The sequence below is a fragment of the Pseudomonas sp. Eth.TT006 genome (assembly GCF_054456575.1).
Genome location: NZ_JBTJEN010000002.1, coordinates 43,116 through 55,638, shown reverse-complemented (window position 1 = coordinate 55,638; position 12,523 = coordinate 43,116). Strand labels below are relative to the sequence as shown.

9 protein-coding genes and 1 pseudogene are annotated in these 12,523 nt (G+C 62.4%); 5 read left to right on the top strand and 5 right to left on the bottom strand.

Features of this window, described 5'->3' with window-relative positions; genetic code table 11:
• The first annotated feature begins 12 nt into the window (after positions 1 to 12).
• Positions 13 to 1,491 (top strand): ArnT family glycosyltransferase, encoded by a 1,479-nt coding sequence (locus ACXR0M_RS03425; RefSeq protein WP_458829943.1) that lies wholly within the window; start codon positions 13 to 15, stop codon positions 1,489 to 1,491.
• A gap of 252 nt (positions 1,492 to 1,743) precedes the next feature.
• Here the strand turns inward: ACXR0M_RS03425 and pmrG are convergent, their stop codons facing one another.
• The gene (pmrG, locus tag ACXR0M_RS03420) at positions 1,744 to 2,415 is read right to left on the bottom strand and encodes a lipopolysaccharide core heptose(II)-phosphate phosphatase PmrG (RefSeq protein ID WP_458829941.1); all 672 of its coding nucleotides are present in this window, start codon (positions 2,413 to 2,415) and stop codon (positions 1,744 to 1,746) included.
• 256 nt (positions 2,416 to 2,671) lie between these two features.
• Between pmrG and ACXR0M_RS03415 the strand changes: the two are divergent.
• Positions 2,672 to 3,733, top strand: a pseudogene (locus tag ACXR0M_RS03415) (methyl-accepting chemotaxis protein); the annotation flags it as partial.
• A complete protein-coding gene (locus ACXR0M_RS03410) occupies positions 3,728 to 4,591 on the top strand; it encodes a methyl-accepting chemotaxis protein (RefSeq protein WP_458830804.1) in 864 nt (287 codons plus the stop codon). The pseudogene ACXR0M_RS03415 and the gene ACXR0M_RS03410, both read left to right, overlap by 6 nt.
• Positions 4,592 to 4,855: 264 nt before the next feature.
• Here the strand turns inward: ACXR0M_RS03410 and ACXR0M_RS03405 are convergent, their stop codons facing one another.
• The 3 genes from ACXR0M_RS03405 to ACXR0M_RS03395 are packed head-to-tail and all read right to left on the bottom strand — an operon-like array spanning position 4,856 to position 9,637.
• Entirely contained in the window at positions 4,856 to 6,424 is a 1,569-nt protein-coding gene (locus ACXR0M_RS03405) for an FGGY-family carbohydrate kinase (protein ID WP_458829939.1), read from the bottom strand.
• A 10-nt stretch (positions 6,425 to 6,434) separates the two neighbouring features.
• A complete protein-coding gene (locus ACXR0M_RS03400) occupies positions 6,435 to 8,036 on the bottom strand; it encodes a glycerol-3-phosphate dehydrogenase/oxidase (RefSeq protein ID WP_458829937.1) in 1,602 nt (533 codons plus the stop codon).
• Positions 8,037 to 8,041: 5 nt separating this feature from the next.
• A complete protein-coding gene (locus ACXR0M_RS03395; protein WP_458829935.1) occupies positions 8,042 to 9,637 on the bottom strand; it encodes an FAD-binding oxidoreductase in 1,596 nt (531 codons plus the stop codon).
• Positions 9,638 to 9,848: 211 nt separating this feature from the next.
• Here ACXR0M_RS03395 and gliR point away from each other — a divergent pair, with 211 nt between their 5' ends.
• Together gliR and ACXR0M_RS03385 are read left to right on the top strand one after the other, a co-directional pair.
• Positions 9,849 to 10,865 (top strand): AraC family transcriptional regulator GliR, encoded by a 1,017-nt coding sequence (gene gliR, locus ACXR0M_RS03390; RefSeq protein WP_458829933.1) that lies wholly within the window; start codon positions 9,849 to 9,851, stop codon positions 10,863 to 10,865.
• A gap of 513 nt (positions 10,866 to 11,378) precedes the next feature.
• Positions 11,379 to 11,744: a DUF6124 family protein gene (locus ACXR0M_RS03385; RefSeq protein ID WP_458829931.1), complete on the top strand. Its 366-nt coding sequence runs from the start codon at positions 11,379 to 11,381 to the stop codon at positions 11,742 to 11,744.
• Positions 11,745 to 12,140: 396 nt separating this feature from the next.
• Here ACXR0M_RS03385 and ACXR0M_RS03380 read toward each other — a convergent pair whose 3' ends face one another.
• A complete protein-coding gene (locus ACXR0M_RS03380) occupies positions 12,141 to 12,509 on the bottom strand; it encodes a glyoxalase superfamily protein (protein ID WP_458829929.1) in 369 nt (122 codons plus the stop codon).
• Positions 12,510 to 12,523: the final 14 nt, after the last annotated feature.

Genomic DNA, 12,523 nt, shown 5'->3' with positions numbered 1-12,523 from the left:
CATTGGCGAAGTATGCTCAGGGCTCCTGCCCTTTCCGGTTGCCTGAAAGCCATGCCGCGTGCCGCCACTTCGCTGTTTCTGCTTGCCGCCCTGCTGTTTTTTTTCGCTCTGGGTAATCACCAGTTGCAAGGCTCCACCGAGGCCCGGGTCGCCGGGATCGCCATGGAGATGCATCTGGACGATGACTGGGTGACGCCGCGTCTGTTTGGCGAGCCGTTTCTGGAAAAACCGCCGCTGAGCCTGTGGCTGGACGCCGGCGCCATGCGCGTGTTCGGTGTTTCGCCGTGGGCGGTGCGGCTGGCGTCGGCGGTGGCCGGGTTGCTCAGCGTGATGCTGCTGTATGGCATGTTGCGCCGTTTCGGACGGCCGAAAGCTGTGGCCTGGACGGCGGGGATTCTGCTGGCGACCATGGCCAGTTACTGGAGCAACGTGCGCGGGGTCGGTGAAGATGCGCTGCTGGCGCTTGGCGTGACCACGGCGCTGCTGGCGTTCTTTCAGGCGCAACGCACGCCGAGCACGGGTAACGCGCTGCTGTTTATTGTCGGGATCGCCATCGCCACGTTGAGCAAAGGCGTACTCGGACTGGCGATGCCGGGGGTGGTGATTTTCGCCTATCTGCTGGCGGATAACCTGCTCGACAGACGCCTGAAGCTCGGCGCCTGGCTGCGTCCCGGCCTGCTCACGGCGGTGGGGCTGATTCCGCTGTTGATCTGGCTTGCCGTGCTCTATCAGCGCGGTGGCTCGTCCGCTGTCGCCGAGGTGCTGCTGACCAACAGCGTCGGCCGGTTCAGCGGCTCGTTCGTCGAGGCCGGGCACTACGAGCCGTTCTATTACTATCTGGCCAAACTGCCGGAAGCCTTCCTGCCGTGGAATATTCTGGTGTATCTGGGGCTGTGGCATTTCCGCAAGCAACTGATAGCCAACCGTTACTTGCTGTTTTTCAGTCTGTGGATCGTCGCGCAGTTCATCATGCTGACATTGGCTTCCAGCAAGCGCACGGTGTACCTGATGTCGATGACCCCGGCTGCGGCGGTGATCGCCGCCGAGTATGCGCGGGTGCTGTTCGAACGCTTGCAGGCGCGGGAAACATCCAGTCGCCTGATCGGCAAAGTCGCTCGTCAGCGTCGGGCGCTTGCCGCCGGTCTGCTCACGGTGGTGATCGCCAGCTACCTCGGCGCGGCACAATGGGCTTTGCCCAACGCCGATAAGGAATTGTCGTTCCTGCCGCTGACCGAACACATTCAGACCCTGCAAGCCAACGGGCAGCAGGTCGCGCTGTTCCAGGCCAACGAACGCGTCGGCGGCGCCAGCGTGTTTTACACCCAGCGTGTGCTCAAGGGGCTGGATACCGATGCGCAACTACACGACTTCCTCAGCGCCTCGCCCGCCAACGTCGCGGTGATCTCGGCAGACAGCGAACCGCTCGCGCCGCTCAAAGTGCTGAAGACCATGATGGTTGGGCGGCAGGCGTACTACTTTGTGAGCTACTGAAGCCCTTGGTGCCAGACGAACAAAACCCGCCAGTACTGGTAATGCTGTTCACTTACTCTGTGGCGAGGGGATTTAGCGAACCGTCGCACCGCCCCGATCGGCTGCGAAGCAGTCGCCGCTTTTGACAGCTTTAGGGCCGCTTCGCGACCCATCGGGGATAAATCCCCTCGCCACAAGGTTCTGTAAAACTTAAGTGAACAGCATTAGCCATCACTGGCGGTTTTTGTTTGTGTGCAACTAGCGGGCATCAACTCAGCGGCTGGGCACCGAGCGCCAGTCCGAGGCTTCGATAAAGCCCAGCACCTGCGGGTCCGCCTTGTTCGTCGCTGACACGAACAGCGAAGAGCCATAGCCAGGGTCCGAAACCGGTGCATTCAAGTCCTTCTCCAGCTCCGCCACGCATTCACTGTGGGTCACCAGAATCAGATTGCGCCCCGGCATCTTGTGCGCCAGCGCTTCCTGCAAAATGTGGCCCCTGCAGCTGATCAGCCAGTCTTCACCAGTAGTCGCGCGGCTGAACATGTAACCGGCGGTCTGCACGGTGCGCAGCATTGGGCTGTTGTAGATATCGGCGTTCTTCAGGCCCAGATGCTCGAATTGCGCACCAACACTGACCGCGACACTGCGCGAGCGGTCGGTGATACCGTCATCGCCACTCAGGCACGGCGCCGGCGAGTGGTCGCAGCGCTCGACGTGACGCACCAGCACAATCATGTCGCCCTTGGCCCATCCGGCCGCCAGCGCCCGCGCGCCGGACACATTGCCGTGGGCCAGATCCGGCACCGTCGCCGGCGCAAGCAGCCACAGGGTCAGTGGAACCACCAGCAGCAAGGCGCCGAGCACCACCCAGGTGTTGCGATAGCGGGCCAGTCCGCCCAGAGCAATGGAGCGTTTGACCCCAAACAGACTCAGTCTCAATTCCACATCAGGCCGCCTCGTCGGCATGCATCACAGTCAATTCAATGCGACGAGGGTAAGCAAGCGGGCGTAAGTGGCGGGTGAAACGCATGTGAAAAAAGTCTTGAAGCGGCCCTTGTTACAAATTCCGTCGGACAAAATCCTTTCAGCTCTCGTGTTTGCGGCCGATACAACTCTGCTTACACCCTTGCTGGCTCAAAAGAACAACAATCTTCCAGCCTGACCGACGATCAAGTAGCTCTACGTTCCTGGAGGAATTGTGATGAATAGCTGGTTCGGCAACATCAGCGTGAACATGAAATTGGGCCTGGGCTTCGGCCTGGTCCTGGCCCTGACCTGCGTACTGGCCGTGACCGGCTGGACCAGCCTCGGCGGTCTGATCGACCGCAGCAACTGGATGAGCGACATCACCCAGCTCAACGCCGGCCTGACCAAGCTGCGCGTGGTTCGCCTGCAGTACATGCTGACCAACGGCGACGAAACCGCCGCGCAGAATGTGCAGACCACCCTCGAAAGCTTCGCCGCGCAACAACAGGCGTTGATCAACAAGTTCAAGAGCCCGGAAAACGTCAAACTGCTCAAGGAGCAGGCGGCGACCATCGCTGAATACCAGACCTCGCTGAACAAGATGCGCAACGCTTACCGCACCGGTAACAGCGCCCGCGACGTCATGGCCAGCAACGCCGAAACCGCTTACAACCTGATTCAGGCCATCAGCAAGCGCGTGCAGCAGATGGACATGAGCGAGCAGCGTTTCGAGCAGTTCCAGGCCATCACCGAAGCCAAGGAAGCGTTCATCCTGGCGCGCTACGAAGTGCGCGGCTACACCGCCAGCAGCAATGCCGAAACCGAGCAGAAAGCCGTCGGCCAACTGGACGTGGCGATTGCCAGCCTCAAGCAGTTGAACGTGCATTTCGCCGCGACCCAGCAAGATGCCCTGCGTCAGCTGGAAACCGCCCTGACCAATTACCGCAGCGCGTTGCAGGCGTACAAGAACGCCAACAGCGACGCGGTGCAGGCGCGTAAGGAAATGACCGATCAAGGCACCGCGATCGTCAACACCAGCGAGCAGCTGTACCAGATCCAGCTCGACCGTCGCGACATCGAAAGCGCCCAGGCCCGTACCTTCCAGCTGATCAGCACCCTGCTGGCGCTGTTGGTCGGTGTGATCGCCGCGGTGATCATCACCCGTCAGATCACCCGTCCGTTGCAGGAAACCCTGGCCGTGGTCGAGCGCATCGCCAGCGGCGACCTGACCCAGAACGTCACCGTGACCCGCCGCGACGAACTCGGCGTGCTGCAACAAGGCATCGCACGCATGGGCGTCACCCTGCGCGAGCTGATCAGCGGCATCCGCGACGGCGTCACCCAGATCGCCAGCGCCGCCGAAGAACTCTCGGCGGTGACCGAGCAGACCAGCGCCGGTGTGAACAGCCAGAAGGTCGAGACCGATCAGGTCGCCACCGCCATGCACGAGATGACTGCCACGGTGCAGGAAGTCGCGCGCAACGCCGAACAAGCCTCGCAAGCCGCTGCCGCCGCTGATGGCGAAGCCCGTGAAGGCGACAAGGTGGTCAACGAAGCCATCACCCAGATCGAGCGTCTGGCCAGCGAAGTGGTGCGTTCCACCGAAGCGATGAGCGTGCTGCAGCAGGAAAGCGACAAGATCGGCAGCGTCATGGACGTGATCAAGGCCGTGGCCGAACAGACCAACCTGCTCGCGCTCAACGCCGCAATTGAAGCGGCACGTGCCGGTGAAGCCGGTCGTGGTTTTGCCGTAGTTGCCGACGAAGTTCGTGGCCTGGCTCAGCGCACGCAGAAGTCCACCGAGGAAATCGAAGGCCTGGTCGCCGGTCTACAGAACGGCACCCAGCAAGTGGCGGCGGTGATGAACAACAGCCGCGCCCTGACCGACAGCAGCGTGGCCCTGACCCGCAAGGCTGGCGACTCCCTGGAAAACATCACCCGCACGGTGTCGAACATCCAGTCGATGAACCAGCAAATCGCCGCTGCCGCCGAACAGCAAAGCGCCGTGGCCGAAGAGATCAGCCGCAGCATCATCAACGTGCGCGACGTCTCGGAACAAACCGCCGCCGCCAGCGACGAGACCGCCGCGTCCAGCGTTGAACTGGCGCGCCTGGGTGGTCAGCTGCAGCAGATGGTCAGCCACTTCCGGGTCTGATCTTCGGTCAGCGCCAAAGCGTAAATCCAATCGCGGGCAAGCCCGCTCCCACAGGTAACGAGTCGAACACAACATTGTGAACGGCTCAAAAAACTGTGGGAGCGGGCTTGCCCGCGATGGCGTCAGCCCGAACACCTCGACGCCACTGCCCCCCGCCTCTTGTAGGAGCTGCCGCAGGCTGCGATCTTTTGACGTTGATTTTCAAAAACAGGATCAAAAGATCGCAGCCTGCGGCAGCTCCTACAGGGGATTTGTGGTGTCTGGTCAGGCGGGGTAACCGGTGATTTTGCGGATGCTCTGGTACAGCGGTTTGAGCTGGCGATACATGCGCAGGTACACCTCTTTGTATAAGCGTTCGTAGACTTGCTGCGCCTCGGGTTGTGGGGTGAATACCGTTCCGACGCGGGTCATTGCGGCGATTGCGCTGGGAAAGTCCGCATGCAATCCCAAGCCCACCGCACAGCAAATCGCCGCGCCCAGGCCGGATGCTTCGTACACATGCGGACGCTCCGCCGGCAGACCGAAAATATTCGCCGTGAGCTGCATCGCCGCATCGCTCTGCGAGCCACCGCCGGCCACACGCAGTCGCTTGATCGAAACCTTCGAGCGCTTCTCGATGTTCTCCATGCCCTGGCGCAAGGCATACGCCAGCCCTTCCAGAATCGCCCGGTAAATGTGCGCGCGGGTGTGCACATCGCCGAAGCCGATCATCGCGCCTTTGGCCTCGACGCCCGGCTCGCGAATCCCCGGTGACCAGTACGGTTGCAGCATCAGCCCCATCGACCCCGGCGGCACCGCGTTGACCAGTGCATCGAACAGTTGCTCCGGCTCGATGCCCTGCGCTTGCGCCTGCTGCATCTCACGCAGGCCGAATTCGTTCTTGAACCAGCTGACCATCCAGTAACCGCGATAAATCATCACCTCGCAGTTGTATTGATCCGGCACGGCTGAGGGGTATGGTGGAATCAACGGGACGATTTCCAGATAGCGCGCGCGGGTGCTGGTGATCGTCGCCGTGGTGCCGTAAGACAGGCACACCGTACTCGCATCGACCACGCCAGAACCGATCACCTCGCAGGCCTTGTCAGCCCCGGCAGCAATCAGCGGCAAGCCCTCGGGAATGCCGGTGTGGCGGCTCGCTTCAGCACTGATGTAGCCGAGGGTTTCACCGGGTTTGCGCAAGGTCGGCAATTGCTCGGGACGCACCGCCAGTGCCTGCCATTTCCAGTCACTGGACGCAGCCCATTGCAGTCGTTTGAAATCGAACGGCAGGTAGCCGACGCAGCAGCCGACCGAGTCGACAAAACGCCCGCACAAACGATGGGTGAGAAACCCCGAGAGCAGCAAAAACTTGTCGGTCGCCGCCCACACCTCAGGCTGGTGGCGGGCGATCCAGTTGGCCTCGGCCTGGGCGCGAAAATACGCCACGGTGGGCTGCGCGCCGACCAGTTTGAACAGCCAGCCCCACGGCCCCTTGATGCCGCCTTCGACTTCGCTCTGACGCTGGTCGAGCCACAGAATCGCCGGGCGCAGCGGCTTGCCCTCGGCATCGACGTTGATCACCGTGCCGCGCTGGGTGGTCAGTGAGACGCCCGCAATCTGCGAGCGATCAATCCCGGTTTGCGCCCACAGTTGCTGGCAGGCCTCGCCGAGTTTTGCCCAGTAATATTCCGGATCCTGCTCGGCCCAGCCTGGTTGCGTCGAGAAATAGGCCTGCAACTCGATCTTGCCTTTGCCGAGCAGATTGCCCTGCAGATCAAAGAGCAATGCGCGCACGCTCTGGGTGCCGTTGTCGATTGCCAACAGGTAACGCTTGCTCGATTGGTTATCCATGGCGCGCTCTTCAAGGGGCATCAGATGTGGCCTGCGGCAAACCATGATCGCGTTGCCACAATGCTTGGTAGCGCTGCAATTCTTGCTGCCAGTGGGCATCGTCCCAGCCCAGTCGCGATTGGCAGAGTTGGCGGATCGCGGTGAAATGTTCTTCACCACCGCGCGCCAACAGCAGGCCCACACGAGTGCGACGCAGCAGCAGATCATCGAGGTGCAGAACCATTTCCGCTTCACAGGCGAAAGCCAGTTCTGCCCACAGCGTGTCGGTGTTGCCGACGCTGCCGTGGCCCGACTCGGCGATCAGTTGCGCCAGCCTCGGCAGGTCGCGGCCATGGCGCCCGGCCAGACGTCGCCACTGCTGCGGGCTGAGACCGGGAATGCTCAGCGCCGGTACGCCAGCGAACACCGGCGCGGCGTCATCCTCGAAAGGGCGACCGAGCATGGCGGCACACGCCTTGAGCACTTCGATGGCTTGCGGGCGAAAAGTCGTCAGTTTGCCACCGGCCAGGGTCACGCAACCCGGCTCCTGCCACAGCACATGTTCACGGGTTTCATTCGACGGTTTGCCCTGATGCGCACTGGTGCTGCTCACCACCGGACGCACGCCCGACCAGGTCGACAGCACATCGTTCGCCGTCACGTCGGCAGCGGGAAATTGTTGCCCGCAAGCCGCCAGCAGATAGTCCAATTCTTCGCCGCTGATGCTCGCGCTCTGATCCAGATCCTCGCGATGATCAAGGTCGGTGGTGCCCACCACTGTCGCGCCCTCCCACGGGAAAACGAACACCGGGCGCCGATCCTGTTCATGCAGAAAAGTGAACGCCTGCGCCACCGGCAAACGCCAGCCCGGCAGCAATAAATGACTGCCACGCAGCGGGCGCAATTGCCTTGGTGCTTCTGTCGGTCGCAAGCGCTCCGCCCAGGCACCGGTCGCCACCGCCAGCACGCCGCAGCGCAATTGCAGCGACCCGCCCGCCTCGCAATCTTCCACCTGCACCCCACACACCCTGCCGTTTTCGCGCAGCAGATGCTCGATGCGCACCCCGTTCAGCGCCAGTGCGCCATCGGCCCTCGCTTCGCTTAACACGCGCATCACCAACCGTGCGTCATCGGTCAGTGCATCGACAAAACAGCTGCCGCCGAGCAGGTCCTTTTCCTTCAGCCCCGGCGCCAGAAAGCGCAGTTGCTGCGCGTCATGAAAACCATGACTGCGGCGTCCGGCCAGGGCGTCATAAACCGACAACAACCCACCGAACACGCGCGGTCCGGGAAAGCCGCCGCGATAGTGCGGCATCATGAAACTCATCGGCTCCACCAGCCCCGGCGCTTCGTCGAGCAGCCGCTGGCGCTCGCGCACCGAGTCGCGGGTCAGGCGCCATTGGCCCTTGGCGATGTAACGCAGTCCGCCGTGGACCATTTTCGACGATCGGCTGGAAGTGCCCCAGGCGAAATCCCGTTGCTCCAGCAGCAGGCAACGCCAGCCCCGCCGCGCCGCTTCGCGCAGAATTCCGGCACCACTGATGCCGCCGCCGATGACGATCAGGTCCCATGTTTCACCTGCCAACGTCGGCAGCACTTGCCGGCGCCATTCGGCGTTCCAGTGCGCGCTCATGGTCGTCACTCCGGCAACAACGTGCCGGGGTTGAGGCGCCCGGCCGGATCGAAGTGTTTGCTCAGCGCCTGCAAGGTGTCCATCGCCAGCGCGCCCTTTTCGCGCAACAGGTACGGCGCGTGGTCTTTGCCGACGCCGTGCTGGTGGCTGATGGTGCCGTGGTTGTCGACGATGGTCTGGCTGGCGGCGTGCTTGAGTCGCTGCCAGCGCGCCAGCGTCGCCGGGTAATCCGCCGCCGGACGAAATACGTAGGTGGTGTAGATGCTCGAACCTTCGCCGTAAACGTGGGACAGATGAGTGAACACATGCACCCGCTCGCCCTCCGCCGCCAGGGCATCGCGCAGGCTGGTTTCGATCAGGTTGAGCAGGTGATCGACGTTGCTCCAGTCGGTGGCGGTTTCCAGGGTGTCGACCACATAACCGGCGTTCCACAGGTTCTCGCGCAGGTAAGGGAAACGGAAGCGGTTCTGCGCCCACTTCTTGCCCAGCAGGGTCCCGGTGAACACCCCGCCGAAAGCTTTCAGATGCTGCCGCGCCTGGCTCAATGACAAGGCGTTCTGCCGACGATTGCCGGTCACGCCGAAGGTCAGCAGGCACTTGCCCTCGCCCGCCCCGCGCAGGCTCAGGTATTTTTCCAGCCAGGCGATCTGCTGCGGATGCCCGGCCAGCGCCAATTGCGTTTCGGTCTCCACTGCATTGGATAAGCGCAGCATCGACAGCGGTATCCGCGCCTGCGCCAACTGGCGGATCGCTTGCAGCGCCTTGCTCCAACTGGGCAGGAACACGCCGTAAAAACGCTCGTCGGCCGGTAGCGGACTGACCCGCACCTGGACTTCGGAAATGATCCCGAAACGGCCCTCGCAACCGAGCACCACTTCACGCAAATCCGGCCCCGCCGCCGAGGCTGGGAAAGTCGGAATCGCCAACGGTCCGGCAAAGGTTTCCAGAGTGCCGCCGGCGAACAACTGCTCGATGCGCCCGTAGCGTAACGACTGCTGACCGCTGGAACGACTGGCGACCCAACCGCCCAGCGTCGACAGCTCCCACGACTGCGGAAAATGCCCCAGTGTGTAGCCTCGGGCGCGCAGCTGACTTTCCACCTGCGGGCCACTGGCGCCGGGGCCGAAGGTCGCCAATTGGCTGGCCTCGTCGAGGTCGCTCAGACGATTCATCCGCGCCAGCGACACCGTCAGCACCGGCCGCGCCGAGTCCGGCGGGTTGATGTGCCCGGCCACCGAGGTGCCGCCGCCGTAGGCAATCAGGCACAGCTCCTGTTCATCGGCCAGCGCCAGCAATTGGCGAATCTGCTGCGCGGTTTCGGGAAACGCCACGGCGTCGGGATAGTTGCCCAAGGTGCCTTCGCGCAGCGCCAGCCAGTCCGGCAGGCTCTGGCCCCGCGCGTGCAGCAAACGATCATGCGTGTCGACGCTGTACAACGCGTGCGGCGCCAGTCGCGAGACCGGCACCCGCGCCAATGCCGACTCCAGCGTGGCATCCGGCAGCACGCGCCCGGCGCCCAGCCGTTCATGGAGAAAACTCGCGCCCTGGGCCGGCAGTTCGACCACCGTGCCTGCCTCTCCCCAGCCGTTCCAGCGTCGCATGCGTGTGTCCTTTTTCTGCAGTCTGATCGGTGATGTGCCAAGCCTCCATACTAGCCAGCAACCGAAAAGTGTCACGGTCGCATCCGGCCAGTTCGAGTAGCCAATTGAGTCAAACGTCGCGCAACGGCCAGTCATTTACTTTAGCCGGGGTTTCAAACTACCTTGCAGGCACTCATTCGCCCACGCAGACCTTGATCAAGGGTTCCGGCTCATGCAATCGCTCGGCTTCACCTCCGTTCCGCCGCTGCTCAAATACGTGCGCCATGCCGAGCAACTGGGCATGGCCATCGAGCCGGCGTTGGCGGCGGCCGGGTTGCAGGCGCAGCAATTGAGCGACAACAGCCTGCGCCTGCCGGGTGAGGTGCATGAGCGTCTGCTGGATTACTTTTGCGCACATTCGGGCGATCCGCTGTTCGGCCTCAACGCGGCGAAGTTCGTCCTGCCCAACTCCTGGAGCGTGCTGGGTTACATCACCATGAACTGCGCGACGCTGGGCGAGGCGATGAGCCGGATCATGCCGTTCGAAAAACTGGTGGGCGACATGGGCGTCAGCCGCGCTGAGGTGCAGGACGGCCATGTACATCTGATCTGGAACTGCCGCTACGAGCGCCCACGAATTCGTCGGCATCTGGTGGAAAACGTCCTCGGTTCTTGGCTGCACTACGCGCGCTGGATCGCCGACACGCAGCTGTCACCGGCCGCCGTGTGGCTGGAACATCCGCGCCCGGCGGACACCACGCAAGCGCAGTACGAGCAGTTCTTCGCCTGCCCGGTGTTGTTCGATAAGCCCTATTCAGCGCTGATCGTGCCGCTACCGTATCTGCAATTACCGTTGCGCCAGGCCGACGCGCAACTGCTGCGAACCCTGGAAGAACATGCGCTGGGGCTGATGGCGACGCTGGAGGATGCGACGCTTGCGCAGCAGGTCAAAAGCATCCTGCGCCAGTTGCTCAAGGAAGGTCTGCCGCGCAAGGAACAAGTGGCCGAGCAACTGGCGGTGTCGGTGCGCACGTTGCAGCGTCAATTGCAACAGGCGGGGACGTCGTATCAGCAGATTCTCGATGAGCTGCGCCAGGAGCTGGCCGAGCATTATTTGCTCAACAGCACATTGCCGATTCAGGACATCGCGCAGTACCTGGGGTTTACCGAGCCGCGCTCGTTTCACCGCACGTTCAAGAGCTGGCGCGGGATGCCGCCGGGGGAGTTTCGGCAAATGCATCGGGGGTGATTGGCCGGCCCTCATCGCTGGCAAGCCAGCTCCCACAGGTTTTGCGCAAGTCAGCGATTTTATGCACGACACGGATATTGTGGGAGCTGGCTTGCCAGCGAAGGCGGCAGCGGCAACACCAAAAAACCTACAGACAAATCCTCAATGTCCGCAGCCCGATAAACCCACCGCAACCACCGTGTTTAAAGACACTCAGTGTTACGCCCCGCTGCCTACAAATCCTTGCGCCACTGCCTACGGCTACGCCAGAATCCGCCGGCTTGTGCGCCCTGGAGCCCATCGGTAACTTGATTCCGTCACTGATTTCCAGTGATCGAGCTTAGCGGCTCGGCCACATTCGCTCCCGATTGCACATGCACATCCAGTCAGGCATTTGCCTGCGCTTGATGGTGGCTGTGCGCATGGCACCTTCGGGTGCGCCGGGGTGGGATGCGACCGGTCCGCTAACTTGCGCACAGCTGCCTCCCTTTTGCTTAGCGGCGAAATGGATGCGGCCTTGAAAGGTACGCTCCCATGTTCAAAGTTACGCCAAACCCACCGGACACCGATCCGGCCTCCCCCTACACATCCCCCGAATCAAAGAAATTCCACGAAGCCGCCGAGCGCGCCCTCGACCACTATCTGGGCCCACCGACACCCGCGATCATGGCCGCCCCCTGCCAGGCCAATCGCCTCTACATGGCCCGTCCTGACAGCGGCACCGAACCGTTGCTGGCCGACGCCTGCGAGACGCTGGGCTCGGCCACCGTCATGCTCAACGACTTCGCCGGTCTGCTTGAAGGCTCGCATCGCAAAACCCTGCAAGGCATCGCGCAAGTGGTGATGGTGGCGGAAATCGCCGTCAATCGTGTGCTGGATCAGTTAGTGCCGACCGAATAACGCAAAAGCCCGCGACTCCAACTGTGATGGTTGGGTGGCGGGCTTCTTTTTGCGGTGTGCCATCTCCCCTCACCCCAGCCCTCTCCCGGAGGGAGAGGGGGCCGATCGTGGTGTCTGGCGTCAGACATCGACCTGAAAGACCGAGTCGATTATGGATTCGGCCGAGCAGGCTCAGGTCGGTGATCTCTCAAGCATCCCCGGATCGGTTCCCTCTCCCCGAGGGAGAGAGGCCGACCGAGGTGTCTGGCGCTATACATCGACCTGAATGACCGAGTCGATTATGGATTCGACCGAGCAGGTTCAGGTCGGTGTATCTCTCAAGCATCCCCGGATCGGTCCCCTCTCCCTCCGGGAGAGGGCTAGGGTGAGGGGCTTTTGGTTTTTGGCGTTTCCGCCTCAAACACTGATCGCATTGGTAAACACCAACCGATTGCCAAACGGATCGGCAATCGTCATGTCCTGACTGCCCCACGGCATCGCCTGAATCTGTGGGTGCGAGAACTTGTAATCCTTGGCCAGCAACTGCTGCTGAAACGCCTCCAGCTCATCGGTCTCGATACGCAGCGCAGCACCCGGCGTCGCATCGCCATGGTGTTCGGACAGGTGCAGCACGCACTCGCCACGGGACACCTGCAGATACAACGGGAAGTTGGCCTCGAAACGGTGCTGCCAGTCGATCTTGAAGCCGAGGAAGTTGACGTAGAACTCGATGGCCCTGGCTTCATCGAAAATCCGCAGGATCGGGGTGGTTTTGCCGAAGCTCATGGGCATGCTCTCGC

Bases quoted from the DNA above. Each gene is read 5' to 3' on its own strand.
- gliR (WP_458829933.1), top strand. From the start codon at position 9,849: ATGCAATCGCTCGGCTTCACCTCCGTTCCGCCGCTGCTCAAATACGTG.
- ACXR0M_RS03410 (WP_458830804.1), top strand. From the start codon at position 3,728: ATGGGCGTCACCCTGCGCGAGCTGATCAGCGGCATCCGCGACGGCGTC.
- ACXR0M_RS03425 (WP_458829943.1), top strand. From the start codon at position 13: ATGCTCAGGGCTCCTGCCCTTTCCGGTTGCCTGAAAGCCATGCCGCGT.
- ACXR0M_RS03385 (WP_458829931.1), top strand. From the start codon at position 11,379: ATGTTCAAAGTTACGCCAAACCCACCGGACACCGATCCGGCCTCCCCC.
- ACXR0M_RS03395 (WP_458829935.1), bottom strand. From the start codon at position 9,637: ATGCGACGCTGGAACGGCTGGGGAGAGGCAGGCACGGTGGTCGAACTG.
- ACXR0M_RS03380 (WP_458829929.1), bottom strand. From the start codon at position 12,509: ATGAGCTTCGGCAAAACCACCCCGATCCTGCGGATTTTCGATGAAGCC.
- ACXR0M_RS03405 (WP_458829939.1), bottom strand. From the start codon at position 6,424: ATGGATAACCAATCGAGCAAGCGTTACCTGTTGGCAATCGACAACGGC.
- ACXR0M_RS03400 (WP_458829937.1), bottom strand. From the start codon at position 8,036: ATGAGCGCGCACTGGAACGCCGAATGGCGCCGGCAAGTGCTGCCGACG.